This window comes from Pseudomonas nitroreducens NBRC 12694 (assembly GCF_002091755.1).
Lineage (GTDB): Bacteria > Pseudomonadota > Gammaproteobacteria > Pseudomonadales > Pseudomonadaceae > Pseudomonas > Pseudomonas nitroreducens.
This window is the reverse complement of record NZ_BDAI01000001.1, coordinates 191,687-212,561: the sequence shown is the minus strand read 5'-3', so window position 1 is coordinate 212,561 and position 20,875 is coordinate 191,687. Positions and strand designations below refer to the sequence as shown.

The following is a 20,875-nucleotide window of genomic DNA, read 5'->3' as shown; positions in this document are numbered from 1 at the left end:
CGCTCCCCGCAGCGGGGAGCGCACGATGGCAGGCGAAAGGTCGGGTCAGAGGGCGTTGGCCCAGTCGCGCAGGACGAACTTCTGGATCTTCCCGGTCGAGGTCTTGGGCAGGTCGGTGAAGACCACGGTGCGCGGCACCTTGAAGCCGGCCAGGTGCTCGCGGCAGAAGCTCATGATGTCCTGCGGCTCGACCGCCGCGTGCTCGGCCTTGAGGGTGATGAAGGCGCAGGGCGTCTCGCCCCAGCGTTCGTCGGCACGGGCCACCACGGCGGCTTCCATCACGGCCGGGTGGCGGTAGAGTACGCCCTCGACCTCGATGGTGGAGATGTTCTCGCCGCCGGAAATGATGATGTCCTTGAGGCGGTCGCGAATCTCCACGTAGCCGTCCGGGTGCCAGACCGCCAGGTCGCCGGTATGGAACCAGCCACCGGCGAAGGATTCCTCGGTGGCAGTAGGGTTCTTCAGGTAGCCCTTCATCACGGTGTTGCCGCGCATGAAAATCTCGCCGATGGTCAGGCCGTCGCGCGGCACCGGCTCCAGGGTCTTGGGGTCGGCAACCATCACGCCTTCCAGGGTCGGGTAGCGCACGCCCTGGCGCGACTTGATGCGGGCGCGTTCGTCCAGCGACAGCTCGTCCCATTCCTCATGCCAGGCGCAGACGGTCACCGGGCCATAGACCTCGGTCAGGCCGTAGACGTGGGTGACCTTGATGCCCATTTCCTCCACCGCGCCGATCACCTTGGCCGGCGGAGCCGCACCGGCGACCATGGCGTGCACCGGGTGGTCGATGGCGGCCTTGGCCGACGCGGGCATGTTGATTAGCGCATTGAGCACGATGGGCGCGCCGCACAGATGGGTGACCTGGTGTTCGCGGATCAGGGTAAGGATCTTCTGCGGATCGACCCGGCGCAGGCACACGTGGGTGCCGGCCAGCGCTGTAACGGTCCACGGATAGCACCAGCCGTTGCAGTGGAACATCGGCAGGGTCCAGAGGTAGACCGGATGCTGGCCCATGGACCAGGTCATCTGGTTGCCCAGCGAATTCAGATAGGCGCCACGGTGGTGGTAGACCACGCCTTTGGGGTTGCCGGTGGTGCCGGAGGTGTAGTTGAGGGAGATGGCGTCCCATTCGTCCTGCGGCCACTGCCAGGCGAATTCCGGGTCGCCCTCGGCAAGCAGCGCCTCATAGTCCAGCGGGCTGACGGCATAACCTTCGCCGTACTCGGGGTCGTCCACGTCCACCACCAGGGGCGGATGATCGAGCATGCCCAAGGCTGAGTGGATGACGTCGCTGAACTCGCGGTCAGTGATCAGCACTTTGGCTTCGCCGTGCTGCAGCATGAAGGCGATGGCCTCGGCGTCCAGGCGCACGTTGAGGGTATTGAGGACCGCGCCGATCATCGGCACGCCGAAGTGCGCCTCGACCATCTGCGGTGTGTTGGGCAGCATCACCGCCACCGTATCGCCACGGCCTATGCCACGGGCGGCGAGGGCGGAGGCCAGGCGGCGGCAGCGCTGGTAGGTTTCCTTCCAGGTGCGGCGCAGGCTGCCATGGATGATGGCGGTACGCTCGGGGTAAACGTGGGCGGTACGTTCGATGAAGCTCAGCGGCGACAGCGCGATGTGGTTGACGGCCGCGCGCGGCAAGCCATGTTCGAAGATCGACATGTGGACACCCTGTGGCTGATTGTTAGCTCATTGTTCTGTTATGACCCGTGGAGCGTCTGGCAGCAGCCGGGTCGTGACCGGTGCGGCAAACTGTCGCCCGGTCATTGCGGCGTTTTATAGCAATGTCGAATTGGATATGGAAGTTAAACCTATGGTGTATGGTATAAATACTATATTCATTCAAAGCGCCTTCGAGCCACTTTCATGTCCGAGTTGAATACCCTGGTGCGCCTGGTGCGCGAGCAGGCACCGGTCGCCTTGCAGACCGACGCTCTGCAGCGGCTCTGTCTCGAGCGCGACGGCGTGGAGCGCGCTCTCTACGTCGAATGGCAACCGCGCAGCCAGAGCTTCGAGGCCCTTGCCGGCGCATCACGCTTGCCGCCGGGCAGTGGTGACCCGTTGCAGGCCAATGACCTGGCGCTGCTCGGGGGGCTGGGCAAGCTTGCACGCTTGCCTCTCGGAGAACTCCTCGATGTGCCGTGCTGGCTCAGCGGCCGCCTGCGACGCGCCGGCTGGAGCCAGGGGCTGGCGCTGGTGCTGCCGTTGCGAGACGCGGTGCCGGGGCTGCTGCTGGTGGAAAGCTCCGGGGCGGACGCCGAGCACTGGCTCGGCTGGATGGGTGAACTGCTCGGCGAAGTGCTTGCCCTCGCTCATCAGGCGCGCCGCACTGCGCCGTTACTCAGCGCCGATCCACAACCGGCGCTGGTGCTGGACGAGGCAGACGTGCTGGTGGACTGCAACCAGGCCCTGCGTCAGTTGCTCGCGGATCTGCCCGGCAGCGAGCCCCGCGACCTGCTACCCAGCAACCACGCGCAATTGCTGCGCACCTGCCTGGAACAGGGGAGGGCGGTGCACGAGGTCACCGGTGAGCGTGAAGGCCGGCAGTTTCTCTGGACCTTCGTACCGATGCCTGGTGAGCGGCAGGTGCTGGTCCACGGTCGCGAGGCTACCGCGTCGCTGCGGGACCAGCGTGAGGCGGCGAGAGCCAGCCGGCTGTACCGGCAGATCATCGAGAACACCACCGACTTGATTTCCCGCCGCACCCTCGACGGCCGGCTGCTCGACGTCTCGCCGGCCTCCTGGACGTTGCTCGGCTACTGGCCGGAAGCGCTGCGCGGCAAGGAACTGCTGCCGCTGCTGCACGAACAGGATCGCCAACGGGTCGCCGAGCGTACGCGTGACGCGCTTGTGCAGGACGGCTACGTGACCCTGACCTATCGCCTGCGCCACCGCGACGGCCACTACCTGTGGTTCGAGACCGCCAGCCGCGCCATTCGCGAAACCTATACCGGCCATGTGATGGAAGTGGTCAGCGTGTCCCGCGACATCACCGCACGGGTTCAGGCCGAGGAAGGTTTGCGGCGCCTGGCCGAAGTTGTCGAGGCCAATACTGACCTGGTGCTGTTCGTCGATCCGGGAGGCCGCGTCACGTACCTCAACCCCTCGGCGTGCCGTGCTCTGCGGCTAGAAGGCGAGGCGCTGCCAGCGTCCGTTGCGCAAGTGCTGGACGATGGCCTGCTGGACCAGTTGGAACGAGAAGGCTGGGAGCGCGCGCGGCGCAGCGGCGTCTGGAGCGCCGAAGGACGCCTGCGCGGACGCGATGGCGCGCCGTTGTCGCTGGTCCTGCTGGCGCACAACGCGGCAGGCGGCGAGTGTTACTACTCGCTGGTGGCCCGTGACATGACCGAACGCGAACTGCGCGAGAACCAGCAACGCCGGCATCAGGACGAGCTGGCGCATACCGCGCGCCTGGTGACCCTGGGCGAACTGGCTTCGGGAATTGCCCATGAGATGAACCAACCGCTGGCCGCTGTGATGAACTACGCCAGCGCCAGCCAGCGCTACCTGAAATCCCTCGACAGCCAACCGGATGCTGCTCAGCGTGTGGCCCAGGGGTTGGCACAGATCGTCGAGCACACCGCCCACGCCTCCGAAGTGATCCGTCGCCTGCGGGCCTTCCTGCGCAAGGGGCAGCGGCGGATGCAGGCGCTGGACCTGAACCAGGTGGCGCGTGCTGCGTTGGGCTTGTGCGCCTGGGAAGCGGCCGGTGCGGAGGTGGCCATCTGCGAGGCCTTCACGGACAATCTGGCGCCCGTCTACGCCGACCGCGTGTTGCTGGAACAGGTATTCCTCAACCTGTTGCGCAACGCCGTCGAGGCCAACCGCGAGCGCCACGCCGGCGAGCCCTCGAATGTGCGCATTGGCAGCTGTCGCGACAGTGACGGGCAGCTCTGCGTCTGGGTAGATGACGAAGGGCCCGGGGCTAGCCCGGCGGCGCTGGAGCAGATGTTCACGCCGTTCTTCACCAGCAAGCCCGAAGGCCTGGGGTTGGGCCTGTCCATGAGTCGCGGCATCGTCGAAGGCTTCGGCGGCACGCTGGAGGCCGTGGCGGCGCCTTCCGGCGGTCTGCGCCTGGAATGCCGGCTGCCAGCGGGGAAAACCGAACAATGACGGAGACAGTGATGGAAACGGCGGTGGTGTATGTGGTGGACGACGATCAGCGGATGCTCGACTCGACAGTCTGGTTGCTGGAGTCGGTCGGTCTGAAGGTGCGGCCATTCACCAGCGGCCGCGAGTTCCTCGACGCCTGCCCGAACGATGCTCACGCCTGTGTGCTGCTCGACGTGCGCATGCCCGGGCTTGGTGGGCTGGCGGTACAGGAAGAAATGCGCCGACGCGGCCTGGAACTGCCGGTGATCTTCGTCAGCGGCCATGCCGACGTCCCAATCGTCATCCGGGCCTTCAAGGCCGGCGCGGTGGATTTCATCGAAAAGCCTTACAACGAGCAATTGCTGCTGGACAGCGTGCAGCAGGCGCTCAGCTCCGGCGAACGCCTGCATGCGTCGCGCTCAGGCCTGGGCGAACTGGAGGTGCGTCTGGCGGCCCTGACGCCTCGCGAGCGTGACGTGTTCCTGCCGTTGGTACGCGGCTACACCAGCCGTGAAGTCGCCGAGCAACTGGAGATCAGCGTGAAGACTGTCGACCTGTATCGCGCACGGGTGATGAAGCGCATGCAGGCTGCAACACTGTCAGACCTGGTGGGCATGGCCATCGCGGCTGGGTTGGTGGACCCGCTCCGGCTTCGCCACAGCTAGCGCGCTTTCCCGGGGTACGTTTTTCCATCCATGGATCAAGCATCCAGCCCCAACGCATGACACCGGCAGGGGGCGAGCTGATCTGGCTGCAAGTCCTTGTGTTCGAGGTGTGATTTGAGGGGGCCGCTTCTGGCCGGTTGAATCCACAGCCGATTTCTGCCCGTGACGTGGGGCAGCTACCGACCCATAGCAGTCAGTCGATAGATGTTACGAAGCGGGTATCGATACCGAGACACGGTGAGGGCTGCGAGTTGATGAGTACGGCTGCTTCATCTCCGTTGTTCAGAAAGACTAGGTAGTCACCGGTCTCAAAAGAAACTCTAAATCCGACAAGCCGAGACCCACGTCCAGTCGCAGTATCGAGCACCCCCTCGACGTCGCGAACGATCGCTCCCTCCAGATGACACGCCGATAAGCCAGCAAGGAGGTTTTCTCTCTTCCAAGCGCAAGAAGCGTTGGGTTCTATCTCGAAGGAGACAGGCGTATCAAGCGGTAATGAGTCCGCTCCAACGCTCTCGCCATCACTCAAGAGGTACATGGATAAAACCTCACCTTCGCTGAAGCACCACTCAAGAAAGCCCACGTCTCCTGGGTCTTTCTCGCCATTGAAATAGTATTGGTCATGCCACAGCGCGCTCAGTCGTTTGCCCATAAGCAAACGGGCGTCGCGTAGATCTCGCGCGGCTCTGTGGGATGAAAACGAAAGGCGGCCAGACATCAGGTTGCTCTCGTGGGGCAAATTGACAATAGATACTACACAGGCCTCAGAACGTCCGCTTTAGGCCCTCTTCAGTCAGACGAACAGCCCTAACCAGAACGATGCAAGAACCAGAAGCTGGCCGGCGGTCACGTACTTCCCATAAGCAGCACCGCCGCTCCACCAAGAGAGCAGGCACTTGCTGAGGGTGTTACCGCTCAGTGCCGTCAGGGCTGCGGGGGCGAGTTGAGTGATGGACATTTGACCTGATGCGACCAGCGATGCAATCGAGGCGATGGCGGCGTGGGCGTCGCCCAGTCCGCTGACGAAGGCTATGGCAATGACCCCCTTGTCGCCCGCCAGGTGCAGCAGTGCGGAGGACAACAGCGAAATGCCGGTCAGTACCACCGTAATGACCAACGCGCCCTTGAGGTTGAAGACCCGTTTGTTGGAACGGGCGGGCTGGTCGGTGCTCGAGGCTCGCCAAGGGGCGATCAATCCTAATCCGAAGGCAGCGGCCGACGTCCCACCAAGCAACATCGATGGCCAGACCAGCGTCAGGAACCGTGCATCGATGGCGATCAGTACCAGCGCGAACTGAACGATGGTCGCCAAGTTGGATAGCACCGCCGCCGCAGCGTACTCCCTGTGCGAATTGCCCGCCGCCTTGGCCTGCCGGCCAATCACTGCGATGGTTGCAGCGCCGGAGGCGAATCCGGAGGCGATCGCTCCTAGCGCGATACCGTAACGCGCACTGGTCATGCGCAACGCTATGTGCCCGAGGGCCTCCACCCCCATCAACAACAGGGTGAGTGTGCAGATGGTGCGGGGATTGAGGGCCTCGAAGGGGCCAATGAATCGATTTGGCGTCAGCGGCAGTACAACCAGTGCGACCGTCAGCAGGATCAAGCCATCGCGGACTTCCGTTTCGCTCAACTGCTGCAGCACGAAGCGGTGAAGCTCGTCGCGCAAGGCCAGCAGGATGGTCATCACCACCCCGACGGCCGCTGCCAGCTCGGGTTGCGTGGCACTGAGTGCTCCCAGCAAGAGCACGAGCAGCATGGCGATTTCCCCGGTGATACCGGTTCCCCAGGGCTGGTCGTGATAGGAAACACACAACAGCAGGCAAAGCGCGATGCCCATGACGCCCACTAGTACTGGGCCAAGCAATGCCATGCTGGTGAATCCCAGCAGGGCCGCGGCCGCGAAGCTTCTCAGGCCATGTGTGGCACCGCTCCTGCCTTGGCCTTTCCTGCGCTCGCGCACCAGGCCCACCAGCATGCCAATGCCCAGGGCCACCGCACCATGCGTGAAACTCAGCGGGTCGAGCATCTTCGTTGACCGCGTGGCATCGTCGAGTCTTCCTACAGAACTGCGTAGCGACTACTCGGCGCGTCCCCGTGCCGATGGGGAATGGGTGATGCGCGTCATGATTGTTCCGTGCTGTCAGGTGGCCGCCTGGGATGGCCGGTTGTGTCAGCACCGACGGCCAGTAGACCACCTGACATGCGGTACAGCAGGCGCTCGGTGGTACTGCCCAGGATGCGGTCCAGCCCCAGCCGGCTCTGCATGCCCATGACCACGACATCGATCCGATGGTCGTCCATGAAGTTGGCAATGCCCTGGGTGGCAGGGCCGAGGACGAAATGGCGGTGTTCCATGGGAACGTGCCAGCGGTCGGCCAGATGGTTGAAGGTGCGGTAGAGCGAGATGCGGACCTGCTCGGCATAGCTGGAGTCCCAGCTGCTGCTCAGCGTGGCCGAGTCGTAGTCGATGGCGCTCGGCAAGTCGCAGGCGTGGAGAAAATGCAGTTCTGCGCCGCACAGGCTTGCCAGATTGCGCGCGGCTTCGATGATCCCTTCATTCAGCCCGCTAGCTAGCAGCTCCGGTCTGGCGACATCCAGTGCGGCGGCCACCTTCAGCGGCAGCGGATTGATTGCTTCTGCCACTAGATGCAATGGAACCTGGCAGGCTCTGAGCAGGCGATAGTCCAGCGGTGTGACAAAGACCCTGCGTAATGCCGCCTCGTGATGAACGTTCTTGATCACCAAGTCCGCCTTTAGCGTCGCCACGCGATCAAGAATCTCCCGGCAGGGCTCGGCGCTCCAGAGGGTTTCGCAGGTGACATCCATCCCGGTGCTGCGTAGCTCGTGCGCGTCACGCTCGACGTCGACGCGGCATTGCTCAAGCAGTTCGTCGCGCAGATGATCGGAAAGAAACGGCATGCCCAGGCGTGGTTCGAGGAACATGCCGATATGCAACGCGGCGTGACTTCTACGGGCAATCGCCAAGGCTCTTCGATAGGCGGCCGATTGCCGCCAGTGAGGGGCGGCGATGAAGAACACTTTATGATACTGGTCCATGGTCTTCGCCTCTGGCGCGGCCCACTTCAAGTGCAGGCTGGAACGAGGTGCGTTGCGCGACTTTGATGCCCATCAAAATCTGCGATTGCCACTCCATCCTCGATGTCTTGTCATGCCCCCACGGCCAGCACGCTGCCTGGAATCTGGTCGAGGACATGCTCCGTGGTGCTGCCAATCAATCGCTCTACGCCGGTGCGGTGCACTCGGCCCATCACGACCACATCCATCTCGTTCTCCTGGGCGAAGCGTGAAACTCCGCGCAGTGGCGTCCCCATCAGAAAGTGGCGTCGCTCCTGCGGCACGCCATGATCGTCCGCCAGGTGGACGAAGGCCTGGTGCAGGGAGGCGCGCATGTCCTCCACCAGGTCGACCCAGGCCACCGCGCCTTCCGCACGGTTGGCCATGTAGGCGGGCATGCAGTCATAGATGTACAGCAGGTGCAGTTGTGCGTTGCATTGCAGCGCCAGGCCATTGGCCGCCGCAATGATGCGATCGTTGATACCGTTGATCAGGGTTCGTGGATCTGCCGGGTCGACCGCCGCAACGATGCGCCGGGGCAGGGGATGCTGCGCGCTGTGCACCAGGTGCAGCGGTTGCTGGCACTCGCGTAACAGGAACCAGTCCAGCGGAGTAACGAAGGAGCGCTTGAAAGCAGACTCATGCTGGATGTCCTTGATCACCAGGTCCGGCTGCAGTTCGCCGATGGCCTGTAGCAGATCGGTACGCAGATCGGTCGTCCACAGGACGGACGAGGTCATCTCCACGCCCACGCCGCGACCACGTTGTAAACGGCATTCGTTTTCCCAACGCTCGCGCTGGGCTATCAGCATGTTCTCGCGCGCATCGTTCTGTACGTGCCTGGCCAGCAGACTGAAGGTGGCGAACGGCTCCACGCAGGCAATGACATGCAGGCTGGCCCCGCATTGCCCTGCCAGGGCGGTGGCACGCTGCAAAGCCGGGGTATCGTGACGGTCGGGATGGGCGATCAGCAGCAGTTTCTGGATCTGGCTCATGGTGCACCTCGCAAGCATGAACGGGCAGGATCGAGCGGCGGAGACCAGCACCGTCGCTGCGCAGCCCCACCCTGAATGGGGTGGTATCGCCCTGGTTCTCATGCCGTCAGGGAGAGGGCGCTCCCGGCGGGAGCGCCAACGCATCACTTGGCGGTCTTGACCGGAATGATCTTCTCCGGATGCACTGCTTCCGCCCGCTTGGGCAACTGAACCTGCAATACGCCCTTGCTGAAGCGTGCCTGGATCTTCTCGGGGTCCACTTCGCGGGGGAGGCGGAACACTCGCTCGAAACTTCCGTAGCGGCGTTCCGAGAGGTGGTATTCCTTGCGGGTTTCGTTCTTCTCTTCCTTCTTCTCGCCCTTGATGATGAGGCTGCCGTTGGCCAGCTTGACCTCGATGTCCTTCTCGTCCATGCCGGGCAACTCGGCGTTGATTCGGAACTCATCCGCCTGCTCGCTGACGTCCACTGCGGGTAGGCCATGGGAGAAAGGTTCGCGGCGCCAGAACTGGTCGGCATCGAACGGACTGTGGCTGAAGGGGAGCCTTAGCGGCGCGCGGCCGAAGTCGTCGAAGAGGCTGTCGATCTGGCGGCGCAGACTGTCGAAAGGACGCCACGGGTGGAACGGGTTGGCGGGCGACTCCGAAGGCTTTGTCGGTTGTTGGGGAACGGTGCTGACAAGTACTTTTTTAGCGGGCTCGGACATGATGAATTCCTCCGCAGGAAAAAGGATCGCCTCACTGGCGAGGCCGTTCGATTCTGCGACCCTGATACCGTCCGACTTTGATGCCGATCAAATGCCGCTCCGGCGATCACATTGATTTTCCCGGACGTAACTTGATGGCGATCAAGGTGATTGGCCTGCGGCTTCTTAGCCTGAGTCAAAGCCGGCGTACCCTGCCGGCGGTTGCCGTGGAGGCGCGGCATGGAATGGCAGACGATTGGCCGCGCGCGGGTGCTGGAGGAGCTGTCCATCTCGGACTCGACGCAATGCCTGCGTGTGAAGCTGGACGATGACGAAACACAGTCGATCATTCCTGGCCAGTACTGCTTGCTGGATGATCGTGTACAAGCTGCCAGGGCCTTCAACTACGTCAGTCTGCCGGGGCGTGATCGTCTCTGCATCCTGGCGGCCAGCCGGCGCGGAGTGCCGCTGTGCACGGATGGCCCGTTGCTTTATCGCGGCCCACTGGGGGTGGGCTGGCCGTTGCCGTTTGGCGTTTCCCGCCTGCTGGTTTTTGCCTGCAATGCTGGAATCCTGGCCGTGGCAGCCGCCATCGACGAGTTCGCCTGCTGGCTGCCCTGGGTACAACTGGTGCTGGTTGAGGACGCATCCAGCCAGGCGTGCCTGCCCGACGATTGCCGCCGCTGGCTGCATTCGCTGGGGTTGCTGACCTCGCCAGTCGAGGATTGCCCTCTGGAGCGGTTGAGAGCGCAGCTGAGCCGGCAGTTGCCCGACCTGGTCTACTGCTCCGCGCCTGCACCGCTGGCGCTGAAGGCCGCCCGTCTTTGTCTATGGCATGGCGTCCCGGCGTATCGAATCTGGGTACGGACCGAGTGCGCGCTGCCGGGAGCGGGAAGCACGTCCCTGTCAGCTGCAGACGGCCCGGTACTGCGCTTCGATCGCTTGAGCGGGCGCATTTGATCGGCATCAAAGTATGACCTCCTGGGCAAGCACAGGCTCATAGCGACACGTCCAACCGCCATGCGCCGGAGGCCTCATGAACGCCTATGCTCGCTTGCTGCTGATCTGCGACCCTGATCTCCACTATTCCCCGGCGCTGGCGCGCGCTCAGGCACTGGCGGGCGCCTTCGATGCGCGCCTGCACATCGTGGTGTTGGGAAGCCTGCCAACTGGTCTGTCAGTGCTCGATTACAACGCCCGGCAGAGAGTTCGCGAAGAGATCCAGGAACGTCAGCGCACCTGGCTCGACGATCAGTTGGAACTGTTGCGTGGTCATGGGATCGATGCCAGCGCCGAGGCCGTCTGGAGCGATGATCCGCTGGATGACATCATTGCGTTGGTCCGGCGGCATCACATCGATCTGCTGCTCAAGGACACGCGCTATGAGCCCGCGCTGAGCCGTGCGCTGACTCATCCGCTGGATTGGCAGCTTCTGCGCCAGTCGCCTGTGCCACTGCACCTGGTCAGCCAGGCGACCCATCCTCTGCCGCGCAAGGTGGTCGCCGCCATTGATCTCTCCCAGGATGATCCGGAGGTCGACCAGTTGAACCAGCGTATCGTCGAAATGGCACAGCAGTTCGCAGGTCAATGCGATGCCGAGCTTCACTTGCTGCAGGCTTACGACGTCAGCGCCGGCTTCCTGGCCTATGCCGCCGGACCGGTGGCCTGGACGCCTGAGGTCGCGGAACTGGCCGCGGGACGCTCGCGCCAGCAGATGGAGCGCATCGGTAGCCAGTTCAATGTGGGGCAGCTATGCCAGCATTTCGTCAAAGGCAGCGCCACGCGGGTGATCGCCGAGTTCGCAGAGCAGCAGCACATGGATGTCGTTGTCATGGGCACGCTCTATCACGCCGGGCTGGCGAAAGTCATCGGCAGTACCACGGAGCAGGCGCTGTACCGGGTGAACTCCGGCATCCTGGCTGTTCGACCCTGAGGCTGGATCATGAAAGTGCTGGCGTTTCTCGTCGCGCTGTTCACCGTCTGGGCGATTGCTTGCGTCGCCTGGATTGCGTTGCGCTATACGCCTGCCGGTGGCGACAGTCAGTACGTGTTTCTCTGGGATCGCTGGGAAAACCGAGTGTGTCTGGTATCGATCGGCGAACCGTCCCACATTATCTGCGACCTTCGCTCGCTCTGGGTCGAATCCCCAGCAAAGGGCGGGCCCATGGCTCAGCGTCCATGACAGCGGCCCGGTGAGCAAGGTCAGCCGGCGCGCCGGCGTTCAGGGTCCGAGCGTTGCACCTGGGGCCATGCATGTGGCGCCGCGAGGCGCTGATGCAGCCGCTCCAGATAGTCCTGGGCCTGACGCTCATCGGCAAAAGGCACCCGGTACTGATCGAGTTGGACGTAGCAGCGGCCGTCGCTGGTGCAGAGAAGTTGCGTGCGCATTGTTGCCTCCCCGCCTCACGGCGCCGGCTGCAGTTGCAGGGTGTGAATGGTCTGGGTGGAATCCATTGGGTCCTGGCGGCTGGTGAAGCCTAGGAAATGCGCCAGTTCGTGCATCGCGCTGTTGGCTGCTGCGTCTACCGAATACATCTGCTGTAGCCCTTGCTGCCTGGCCGTTTCGATCAGATGGCGCATCAGCGCCACGGCCAGCCCGCGATGACGCCAGGCATCCGCCACGGTGACCGCACATTCGCACTGGTGGGAATCGGCGCAACGTGCGTACCGGCTGATGCCGATTTCTACCAGTTCCCCATTCTGGTGCGTCAGGGCCACGTAGGCGACGCTATCCTTGAAATCCACCGCCATCAATTGGTTCAGAAACGAGGGGCTGACTTCTTTCATGGTGCAGAGAAAACGGAAGTGACGCGCTTCGGGCGACAAGTGCGCGATGAAATCCGCTTCACGCTGGCGATCCTCCGGCCGCAACGGGCGGATCAGTACGTGGGTTCCATCCGGTAAGGCCTCGACCCAGTGTTCATCGAGACCATCGTCTTTGGCTTGGGAGTGGCTGGACATGAAAACCTCCTGGCGCAGTGCCGATATGCGGGTAAGCCGCTGACTCACTTGTACGCCGCGAAGGTTGGGTGAATTTGATCGTGATCAAATGGCGGTAATCTCATCGCCTCCGGCTGCCAACCGGCCGCCGCAGAGGGCTCGTCAACCTTTCACCGGCTTCAGCGGTGGGACGTGTTTTCTCTCCTTTCTGGAAGTTGTCAGCCGTTCCAGCAGCGCCGCCAAAACCGTCTGCACCTCGTGCTGGGCTTCCGTCCTGGCTGAGAACCACCCGTTGATCAGTGGGCGAAGCGACTGGTCCTTGTCGCCGCTGGTGCACCACAGGCTCAGGTCATGTTCATTGCCCAGAATTGACTGGGCGCGCTTGAGGTCGTTCATCAGTGCATCGTCTGGCCTGACCCAGTTGGCATAGCTCTCGCACAGGTAGCGCACGCGCTTGATGCGCAGACGAATGGCGTGCCAGTCGTGGGGACTATCGTGGGATTTTTCCAGCACCTCGCGAAGCTGCACCAGATCGCGCTTCGCCCGTCGCCTGACGAGCTTGCGAATGTTCTTGAGATCGCTGCCGGAGCGGATCTTGCGAAACGCGGCGGGCCAACGCTCCAGCTCACCGAGCACTCGTTTGGCAATTGGCTTGCGCAAACACAGCCGAACGTTCTGTTCCACATGCGCCCGGCGTCTGCTGGCTTCTGCCTGCCAGCCCAGCCGCTCCAGTTCCTGAGCTAGTACCTGGGCATCCCGTAAGTCACTGGTGCTCGTCAGCAGCGCCGCGGCGGCCTGATCCAGGACCGCCAGCTCCGGCCACTGGCGCAGTGGACGCAGCAGACTGCGCACACCTCGCAGCGTGATGCGCAGGTCGTGCAGCGCCTCACCGTCACTGGCGCTCTCGATGCATTGTGCGGTGTACAGATAATCCACTTGCAACCCGATGAGCCGGGCAATCAGAAAGTCGGTGCTGCTGGCTGGCATACGGGATGGTGCTAGGGGGAACGCTCTGTCTGGGCGCATGGTGACCTCCGGCGGCGCCAGCACCAACTGGCACGCTCGGAGCAGCCTCCGCCAGGGAAGGCCGCGGCGCTTTGATGCGAATCAAACAGGCGTTCTGGCGGCTGAAGAGGGCAACTCCAGGCGGGCAGACTCAGCGATTTTCGCTTGCGGCACCTTGCCCCTCGATCCCGCTCAATCGGCAAAGCTCTTGGTGGTTGAGCAAATGCACCTCCCGACCCTCGCATGCGATCAGGCCCGTCTGCACGAAGCGAGTGAACAACCGGCTGATGGTTTCCAGGGTCAGATCGAGGTAGTTGCCGATATCACCACGCGTCATGCACAACGTGAAACGGTCCTGGCACAGTCCGCGCTGCTGGTAGCGCGCCGACAGGCTCAGCAGAAACTGGGCCAGCCGCTGCTCGGCACGCTCGCGGTTGCAGCGAATGTGTTCGTGCTCGCCGTGGATACCCTGACTGAGGATATGCAGTAATTGGTGGCGCAGCCCGGGAATGCGTCCGGAGAGGTCCTCCAATTGCTCCAGGTCGATGGCGCATACCAGCGAAGTCTCCAGAGCCACCGCGAACCCTCGGAAGGACGGCGCCCCAATTGCATCCAGCCCAATCATTTCGCCGGGCAGGACAAAGCCGGTCACCTGCTGATCACCATTGGACTCAAGCAGGTAGGTCTTCAGCGCTCCCGAACGCAAGGCGAATACCTGCCGCATCGGTTCGCCGGCTCGAAATAGGTACTCCCCTTTGTGCAGCGGCCGGTTGCGGCGAACTATGCGGTCCAGCTCCGCAACCTCACCTTCGGTCAGGCTGGCGGGAAGGCAAAGGCGGCTCAGCGAACAGGCAAGGCAACTGACCTGGAAGAGCTGGGATGGGCGTTGACTGTCAGTCATCACGTAAGCCCCGGCATACGGGCGTTCTAGCCATTCTAGCCGTTTCGCTTCGTGGCCACGCAGCCTTCGACAAACGGAGGTGGCTTGGCTTCAGAATAGTGTCGGTAGTGAAGGTGAACTGCCTAGGCAGAAGCCGCTACAGCGAGACTGTCCGATTCCGATCCGTAGCGGACATCAGTGCTCAGGAGGCAGGAATGACCCTCAACGTTGCGCGAAGTCCACCGGAGGGGAGATTGCTCAACTGTACGCTGCCTCCAAGCCGTTCCATGATCATCCCAACAATGGACAGGCCCAGTCCGGCGCCGTTCTCGGATCCTTTGCTGTAGAAGCGTTCGAAGACACGCTCCAGGTCTTCCTGGTCGATGCCAGGCCCCTGATCTTCCACGTTCAGTACGATGGCGTTGCCTTCACGGTGTAGCGTGACGTTGACTCGACCGCCAGCTGGTGAGTGATTTACTGCGTTTGCGACCAGGTTCTGCAGAGCAATGCCCAAAGCGCCTGCATCACTTTGAAGCTGATAGTCGCCCTCGGTGATTTCCAGAGACGGTTCCTGGCCTTGATCCAAAATCCAGGGTGTCATCTCCGCCAATGTCTCCGTCGCCACTGCAGCGACATCGACCGTCACCCAGTTGCGTTGCCCGAGTCGCGGCTCGATTCTCGCCATGGTCAGTAGCTGGTTTACCACTCGACTGAGACGATCCACACCACCAACCAGAAACTCCAAGGCTTTATCTCGCTCGACATCGCTCCTGGCCTCGAGCGCGTTCTGCGCATGCAGCCGAAGGATTGCCAGGGGCGTACGCATCTCATGGGCGGCGTCGGCGATAAATCGATGTTCACGGCGCAGCAGCTCATCAATCTGCCCCAGCAGCCGGTTGAGCGCCGCCTGCATGGGTTCGAGCTCTCGAGGTAGGGGTACCAGCTGCAGTGGCTCCAGTGACTCTGCATGCCGCGCTCGGATGACGCGTGCCATGTTCTGCAACGGTTGCAGCCCCCAGCCGATGGCCAGCCATACCAGCAACGCTAACGCGAGGCTACCGATCAGGAAGGGAAATAAGGTGTGGCGGACGATGCGGCCGATCAGATCGTTGCGCACATCGTTGCGCTCACCGACCCAGATCACCAACTGGCGCTCTGGCACGGGAAGCACGAAGCTGCGCCATTGCTGCTCCCCCACCATGATGTTGGAAAAGCCGGGCTCGGTCAGCGGACGAGTGAAGCTTGGGGCGCTGACTGTATGTACCAGGACTTCACCGTTGATGCGCCACACCTGGAAGGCGAGTTTGCTCTCGTAGGGGTGACCGATGCGATGCTTGCCCGCCTGACTCAATGCTTCATTGAATGCCAGGTACAACGCATGGCGATCCTTGTCGCCTAGCGGCATGCTCATGACGCCTTGCAGGAGGCGCGCGTTCTGCGCCAGATGGGCGTCGTAGATCTCGTCGATCTCGTGGCTGCTGTCGTGATAGTTGTAGAGCGCAAGCAGGCTGGTACCGACCAGCAATAGCAGCATTACTCGCCAGAGCGTGCGTTGGCGCAACGAACTCATGCTTTGCCTTCCACCAGATAGCCAATGCCGCGAACGGTGCGGATCAGATCGTTGAAGAGTTTCTTGCGCAGGTGATAGACATTCACTTCCAGCGTGTTGCTCTCGGGCTCTTCATCCCAGCCGTAAAGGAGCTGAGTGAGCCGCTCGCGGGTGAAGACCTTGCCGGGTTGGGACAGCAGTTCATGGAGCAACCGGTACTCTTTCGGGGTCAGCACGACTGGATGCCCCTGGTAGCTGACTTGCCGAGTGGCCGGGTCGAGTGTCACCCCGGCATGCTCGATCAGCACCTTGGCGCGACCGGCGCTGCGACGCAGTAGCGCACGCAGGCGAGCTTTCAGCTCGTTGAGGTCGAACGGTTTGACCAGGTAGTCGTCGGCGCCGGCATCGAGACCGGCGATGCGATCATCGGTCGCGTCACGGGCTGTCAGGATCAGCACGGGCACCGCATCGCCTCCAGCACGCAACCGGCGCAGCACCTCGATGCCATCCAGGCGCGGAAGTCCCAGATCCAGCACGACCAGATCGAAGGTCTCCTGCTGCAAGGCGTGCAATGCACTCACCCCGTCCTGCAGCCAGTCGATGGTGTAACCCTCCTGGCGCAATCCGTTGCAGATACCTTCCCCCAGAGCGGGATCGTCTTCGACTACCAGCAACCGCATGCTTAGTCCTGCTTGTCCTTGATCGTCTTGAGTAAAGCATTGATTTCGCCGCGTCGGCCCTGGTCGGCCAGCTCACGGCCGGGCCGTGGCTGTGCCTGCAGTGCTTTCTGCAAAGCCGCACGCGCTTCGACGTAATGCCCTTGGCGATAGAGATGGTCACCCCAGAAGTAATTGCTGTCGATGCCTTCCGGATTCAACTGCAGCGCCTTGCGCAGCAGCTCATCTGCCTTGTCCGAGTCACCGAATCCGATGGGCCAGCCAGGCACTCGGTCATACAGTGCGCCGAGGCTGGTGTAAGCCGACCCCTGCAGAGCGTTTGGATCGAGAGCCAGGGCCTTCTCCAGGCTTGCTCGGGCAGCCTTGACCTTACCAAGCGCACCAAGCCCGCCCGTGGCACCGGCCCAACTGCTAGTCACGATTCCATTCCAGATCCAAGCTTCCGCAGCCTGGGGCTGCTCGCGGGTAAAGGTCTCCGCGTCGCCCGCCAGCTTTTCGAAAGCGGCTGCGCGTTGCGCCTCAGGCATCTGGTACTGGATTTGCGCCCAACGTTGCTGGATCGCGCTGAGGTGCTGGTTGCCAGTCTGATCGAGCGCCCAGGTCAGTGGGGAGAAGGCAATGAGGCTGGCGAGTATCAGGCGTTTCATTTGCTGTGCTCCTTGGCGTTGGCATCGCTGTAACGGCGGATCAGTGGGAGCTGCTTGCGCAACGCGCGGTCAACCACGCCGGGCAGCATGCCGTTGAGGCGCACGAAGAGTTTTTCAGGCCATCCCAGGTACAGCTCGTTGCGTTGCTGTTGCACCGCATCAAGCACTGCCCGCGCGACATCGACCGGATCATCCATCCCCACTTTCAGCGCTTGGTTGAGCGCGGTGGCGGCTGAAGTGTTCATCGATGTACGGGTGGCACGTGGTGCCGCGTAGAGTACGTCGACCGTGGTATCAGCCAATTCGCGTCGAAGCGCCTCGGAGAATCCGCGCAAGGCGAACTTACTGGCGCTATAGGTCGCGTAGCCGGGATAGCCGATGGAGCCGTAGATGGAGCCGACGTTGACCACCAACGCATGAGGCTGCTCGCGCAACAATGGCAGCAGCAGGCGGGTCAGCTGCAGGGGGGCCTTGATGTTGAGATCCAGCAGGTCGTCCAGCGTGTCCTCATCGATCTGCTCAAGCAGGGCGAAGCGGTTTACGCCTGCGGCGTTGATCAGCACGTTCACGCCACCCATGGCCCAGGCAGCGGTGGCTACCTCCTGCCGGCCACTCCTGGTACGAAGATCGGCAGAGTGCCAGCGCAACTGATTGGGATAACGGTTCATGAGCACCGCCAGACCGCCAAGGTGCCGGCTGATTGCCAGTACTCGGGCGCCACCAGCACACAGCTGGCTGGCCAGTTCCAGCCCAATGCCGCCGCTGGCACCGGTCAATACCACCACCGATTCACGCAAGCGCATGCTGCACCTCTGGCTGGTGGGCTCGCGGTAGGCCTTGGAACATATCGGTGTACAACTGGTAGACGACCTTGGCGGAATGAATCACCGCCTCTTGATCTTCCGGACGATCCAGGCGGTTCATCAGCTCGCGATAGGTTGCCATGTGATCCTGGTCGAGCGCGCCGTGGGAGCTCAGGTAGCTGAATGCCGTCGGCGGTAGACCAAGTCCTTGCTGAATGCTGCCGGCGGCCTGGGTAGCGAGGGCGATACTGGTACCTTCGAGGACATTGACCATACCGAACAGGCCGACAGGATTGTCGCGGGCGATCAGGTCATAGAGGAAGGCCACCATCAGCTCGATCGGCAGGCTGGGGCGGCTGTTACGTACCTGCTCCGGGTCGCCTCCGCAGGCTGCGATGTCATTGAGAATCCACTGCTCGTGGCCGTACTCCTCCTCGATGTATTCGCAGACTGCACCGCGCAACCATTCAAGCCGGCTGGGCAGACGAGCGCCGCACGCCATCATCAGTGGCACAGTATGGCGAACGTGGTGATAGGCCTGAGTGAGGAAGGCGATGTAACCCTCCAGGCTGACAACGCCACCCAGGGCATCACGAATGACAGGGACGCTGAAAAGTGCCTGGCGTTCCTGAGTGGTGGCTGATTGGAGAGTATCGAAGAAGTTCATGGCAGACCTCAGGGTTGCGAGAGTTCAGTGATGAGGGGCTGGTGGCGACGGAGGATTTCCTGGCGGCGCGGTCGGCCGTTACTGGTAAGGGTTCCGTCAGCACCGCTAAAGGGGCTGGGTAGGCGTCTCCAGGCATGAACCCGTGCGTAATCGGGTAAGCCGGCGTTGCATTGCTGCACGGCCTGTTCGATGACTTCGTCGCTGATGCCAGGGTCGATGGGCCAGAGCAATGCGAAGTTGCGCGGCAGCCCCTCGCCGTGAACGAAGGCCTGGAGGATTACACCTGTCTGGGAAAGCTCGGCCTCGATCCACTCGGGATTCACGTTGCGACCGAAACTGGTGATGAACTGGTTCTTCTTGCGGCCCGCCAGGTAGAGGAAGCCAGCAGCGTCGAAATGGCCGAGATCGCCGGTTGGCCACCATTCCTCATCGAAAGAAGGTTCGCCCAGGTAGCCCAGCAGGGTGGAACCGCGAACTAGCACTTCCCCGTCGTCCGCGATACGCAGCTGGACGTGCGGTAGGGGACGGCCAACGCTTCCTGGATGTTGATCGCCAGGGCGGTTCAGGCAAACCACGGAGGCGCACTCCGAGAGCCCGTAGCCTTCGAAGACCGGAAGGCCCACTGCTTCGGCGCGCTCCAGCAAGCTGCTCGCGACTTTGGCACCACCTACTGCGACGAAACGCAGGGGGCCGACTTTCATCATGCCTCGCTCGATGGCGGTGACCAGGCCAAGCAGGAGTTGCGGTACCAGAATCAGGCTCTCGGCGCCGCTAAGTGCAATGGTGCCGAGGAAGCGTTTCCAGTCGACCTGACTGGCGCCACCGATGCCCATCTGCGCTTGCGGGTAGAGCGTGATGCCGGCTCCCGCCAGTAGGGCAGCATAAATGCCGAGGTTCTCCAGCAGTACGGCCAGCGGAAGCACTGCGAGGTACTTCGAGGGCTCGGTGGGACGGCTCGCCGCTTCGAGCTCCTGTGCGACGCACAGCAGTGAAGAGGCGCTCAGGCATACGCCCTTGGGCGACCCGGTACTACCGGAGGTGTAGGTGATCTTGGCAGTGCCTGCCGGTAGATCGGCGTCGACAACGGCCGGCCGCTCCCAGAAGCGCTCGCCTGGTGTGAAACCGGCTGCTCGCAGATCTTCTGCGAAGGAGTCGTTGGCGACGGCCAGTGTCGCCTGGGTCTGCATCAAACAATGCAGGCGCTGTGCGGCACTGAAAAAGGGCGGGAGGATGACGCAAGGGCGCTCAGCGAAGAGGGCGGCCAGGTCCCAGAAGAGCGCTTCGGGGCCGTTCTCCAATGCGAGGGTAAACGGCCCTCCGGGTAGCTCTCGCAGCCATGCTTCGCGACGTTCAACTTCAGCCAGAAGCTGGGCATAAGTGACGTTGCCCGTGATTCCGCGTACAGCCACTTTCGACGCATGCTCCGTGGCGTGCGCCTGCAGCACCTCACGAAAGGCATTCAGTTCATGCGGCATGGCCGGCCTCCTGCAGCAGCATCGGGAAACCCATGCGCTTGTACACCCCCGCGCGCTCCAGCTCTTCATGGCCGTAACCGATGTTTCCTGCGTAGACCAGAGGATGCTGTGCGTAATAGCTGCCCCAGCTGGCCAGTTCGCCATTCAGACGACGCGGATCTGCTTCGGCGATGACGGTTGGTTCCAATCCCAATCGGTGGAAGCTGTTGACCAGGGTGGAGGCGCCGGTAAAGGCGACCCACTGCAGGTCGCGCGCAGCCAGCAGCCAGGTCACGGCAGTGATGATTACGCGTGCACTGCCAGCACTCAGGGCAGCAAGGTTGCCTACCTCGACCAACTGCTCACGCCCGACGGCACGACCTGCAAGCCGCGACACAACGCCCTCCAGCGGCTCGTCCAGGTAGTGCTCAAGAAACAGCGGCCCGTGGCTGGCCGGACGAATGCCTGCGGCTGCGATCAAGCGCCCGTGGCTGTCCTGAAGCCCGATGAGCTCCGGTAGATAGTGGTGGACGTCAGCGTGGTGGATGGACTCGAAACGCGCGTGGATGAAGGTTTCAAGCTCCTCGCGGTCGGAGTCGCCCTCGCGGCGCAAGGTCAGTCGAGCTTGTCGCTCGGCGACGGAGCCAAAGTGGAATGGAAACAGGCTGCTCCATTCGTGCTGGGTCATGGTGATCCCCCCAGGGGTCGTTCGATGAGGGGAGTATCAGCGGCAA

The 20,875-nt window shown here is 62.7% G+C and carries 22 protein-coding genes; 5 read left to right on the top strand and 17 right to left on the bottom strand.

Annotated elements, in window-relative coordinates:
- Positions 1-45: 45 nt before the first annotated feature.
- Positions 46-1,668, bottom strand: coding sequence for an acyl-CoA synthetase (locus PNI01S_RS00945; protein WP_024766877.1), 1,623 nt, complete (start codon positions 1,666-1,668; stop codon positions 46-48).
- A gap of 204 nt (positions 1,669-1,872) precedes the next feature.
- On the opposite strand from PNI01S_RS00945, the gene PNI01S_RS00940 reads away from it, so the two are divergent.
- Both PNI01S_RS00940 and PNI01S_RS00935 read left to right on the top strand, forming a co-directional pair.
- Complete coding sequence (locus PNI01S_RS00940; protein ID WP_024766878.1) at positions 1,873-4,119, top strand: PAS domain-containing sensor histidine kinase; 2,247 nt, start codon at positions 1,873-1,875, stop codon at positions 4,117-4,119.
- 11 nt (positions 4,120-4,130) lie between these two features.
- Complete coding sequence (locus tag PNI01S_RS00935; protein ID WP_037013256.1) at positions 4,131-4,763, top strand: response regulator transcription factor; 633 nt, start codon at positions 4,131-4,133, stop codon at positions 4,761-4,763.
- Positions 4,764-4,956: 193 nt separating this feature from the next.
- Here the strand turns inward: PNI01S_RS00935 and PNI01S_RS00930 are convergent, their stop codons facing one another.
- From PNI01S_RS00930 to PNI01S_RS00910, 5 genes are all read right to left on the bottom strand, one after another.
- On the bottom strand, positions 4,957-5,481 hold the full coding sequence (locus PNI01S_RS00930) for a hypothetical protein (RefSeq protein ID WP_024767054.1): 525 nt from the start codon (positions 5,479-5,481) through the stop codon (positions 4,957-4,959).
- A 75-nt stretch (positions 5,482-5,556) separates the two neighbouring features.
- A complete protein-coding gene (locus tag PNI01S_RS00925; RefSeq protein ID WP_084357244.1) occupies positions 5,557-6,792 on the bottom strand; it encodes an MgtC/SapB family protein in 1,236 nt (411 codons plus the stop codon).
- 95 nt (positions 6,793-6,887) lie between these two features.
- Complete coding sequence (locus tag PNI01S_RS00920) at positions 6,888-7,823, bottom strand: universal stress protein (protein ID WP_084357243.1); 936 nt, start codon at positions 7,821-7,823, stop codon at positions 6,888-6,890.
- A 110-nt stretch (positions 7,824-7,933) separates the two neighbouring features.
- Complete coding sequence (locus tag PNI01S_RS00915; protein ID WP_084357242.1) at positions 7,934-8,836, bottom strand: universal stress protein; 903 nt, start codon at positions 8,834-8,836, stop codon at positions 7,934-7,936.
- A gap of 143 nt (positions 8,837-8,979) precedes the next feature.
- Positions 8,980-9,540 (bottom strand): Hsp20/alpha crystallin family protein, encoded by a 561-nt coding sequence (locus PNI01S_RS00910; RefSeq protein WP_065085126.1) that lies wholly within the window; start codon positions 9,538-9,540, stop codon positions 8,980-8,982.
- Between the two features lie 219 nt (positions 9,541-9,759).
- Between PNI01S_RS00910 and PNI01S_RS00905 the strand changes: the two genes are divergently transcribed.
- The 3 genes from PNI01S_RS00905 to PNI01S_RS00895 all read left to right on the top strand — a co-directional run bounded on the left by PNI01S_RS00905 (position 9,760) and on the right by PNI01S_RS00895 (position 11,701).
- Entirely contained in the window at positions 9,760-10,479 is a 720-nt protein-coding gene (locus tag PNI01S_RS00905; protein WP_084357241.1) for a ferredoxin reductase domain-containing protein, read from the top strand.
- A gap of 76 nt (positions 10,480-10,555) precedes the next feature.
- On the top strand, positions 10,556-11,452 hold the full coding sequence (locus PNI01S_RS00900) for a universal stress protein (RefSeq protein WP_084357240.1): 897 nt from the start codon (positions 10,556-10,558) through the stop codon (positions 11,450-11,452).
- Positions 11,453-11,461: 9 nt separating this feature from the next.
- The gene (locus tag PNI01S_RS00895; RefSeq protein WP_024767061.1) at positions 11,462-11,701 is read left to right on the top strand and encodes a hypothetical protein; all 240 of its coding nucleotides are present in this window, start codon (positions 11,462-11,464) and stop codon (positions 11,699-11,701) included.
- A gap of 20 nt (positions 11,702-11,721) precedes the next feature.
- Here PNI01S_RS00895 and PNI01S_RS00890 read toward each other — a convergent pair whose 3' ends face one another.
- The 11 genes from PNI01S_RS00890 to PNI01S_RS00840 form a co-directional block, all read right to left on the bottom strand.
- Positions 11,722-11,907 (bottom strand): hypothetical protein, encoded by a 186-nt coding sequence (locus PNI01S_RS00890; protein WP_084357239.1) that lies wholly within the window; start codon positions 11,905-11,907, stop codon positions 11,722-11,724.
- 15 nt (positions 11,908-11,922) lie between these two features.
- A complete protein-coding gene (locus PNI01S_RS00885; protein ID WP_037007794.1) occupies positions 11,923-12,480 on the bottom strand; it encodes a GNAT family N-acetyltransferase in 558 nt (185 codons plus the stop codon).
- A gap of 141 nt (positions 12,481-12,621) precedes the next feature.
- The gene (locus tag PNI01S_RS00880; protein WP_159457339.1) at positions 12,622-13,446 is read right to left on the bottom strand and encodes a CHAD domain-containing protein; all 825 of its coding nucleotides are present in this window, start codon (positions 13,444-13,446) and stop codon (positions 12,622-12,624) included.
- A gap of 169 nt (positions 13,447-13,615) precedes the next feature.
- The gene (gene fnr / locus PNI01S_RS00875) at positions 13,616-14,365 is read right to left on the bottom strand and encodes a fumarate/nitrate reduction transcriptional regulator Fnr (protein ID WP_084357237.1); all 750 of its coding nucleotides are present in this window, start codon (positions 14,363-14,365) and stop codon (positions 13,616-13,618) included.
- A gap of 181 nt (positions 14,366-14,546) precedes the next feature.
- The gene (locus tag PNI01S_RS00870) at positions 14,547-15,914 is read right to left on the bottom strand and encodes a sensor histidine kinase (protein WP_084357236.1); all 1,368 of its coding nucleotides are present in this window, start codon (positions 15,912-15,914) and stop codon (positions 14,547-14,549) included.
- Complete coding sequence (locus PNI01S_RS00865; protein ID WP_024767066.1) at positions 15,911-16,573, bottom strand: response regulator; 663 nt, start codon at positions 16,571-16,573, stop codon at positions 15,911-15,913. Before PNI01S_RS00865 ends, PNI01S_RS00870 begins: the two co-directional genes overlap by 4 nt.
- Positions 16,574-16,575: 2 nt before the next feature.
- The gene (locus PNI01S_RS00860) at positions 16,576-17,217 is read right to left on the bottom strand and encodes a tetratricopeptide repeat protein (protein ID WP_024767067.1); all 642 of its coding nucleotides are present in this window, start codon (positions 17,215-17,217) and stop codon (positions 16,576-16,578) included.
- Entirely contained in the window at positions 17,214-18,020 is an 807-nt protein-coding gene (locus PNI01S_RS00855; protein WP_024767068.1) for an SDR family oxidoreductase, read from the bottom strand. Before PNI01S_RS00855 ends, PNI01S_RS00860 begins: the two co-directional genes overlap by 4 nt.
- Positions 18,007-18,687, bottom strand: a complete 681-nt coding sequence (locus PNI01S_RS00850) for an iron-containing redox enzyme family protein (protein WP_024767069.1) — start codon at positions 18,685-18,687, stop codon at positions 18,007-18,009. The genes PNI01S_RS00855 and PNI01S_RS00850 overlap by 14 nt, the downstream gene beginning before the upstream one ends.
- An 8-nt stretch (positions 18,688-18,695) precedes the next feature.
- Positions 18,696-20,162 carry an AMP-binding protein gene (locus PNI01S_RS00845; RefSeq protein WP_024767070.1) on the bottom strand — a complete coding sequence of 489 codons (1,467 nt, stop codon included), beginning with the start codon at positions 20,160-20,162 and terminating at the stop codon, positions 18,696-18,698.
- A complete protein-coding gene (locus tag PNI01S_RS00840) occupies positions 20,152-20,829 on the bottom strand; it encodes a thermostable hemolysin (RefSeq protein ID WP_084357235.1) in 678 nt (225 codons plus the stop codon). Before PNI01S_RS00840 ends, PNI01S_RS00845 begins: the two co-directional genes overlap by 11 nt.
- Positions 20,830-20,875 lie beyond the last annotated feature (46 nt).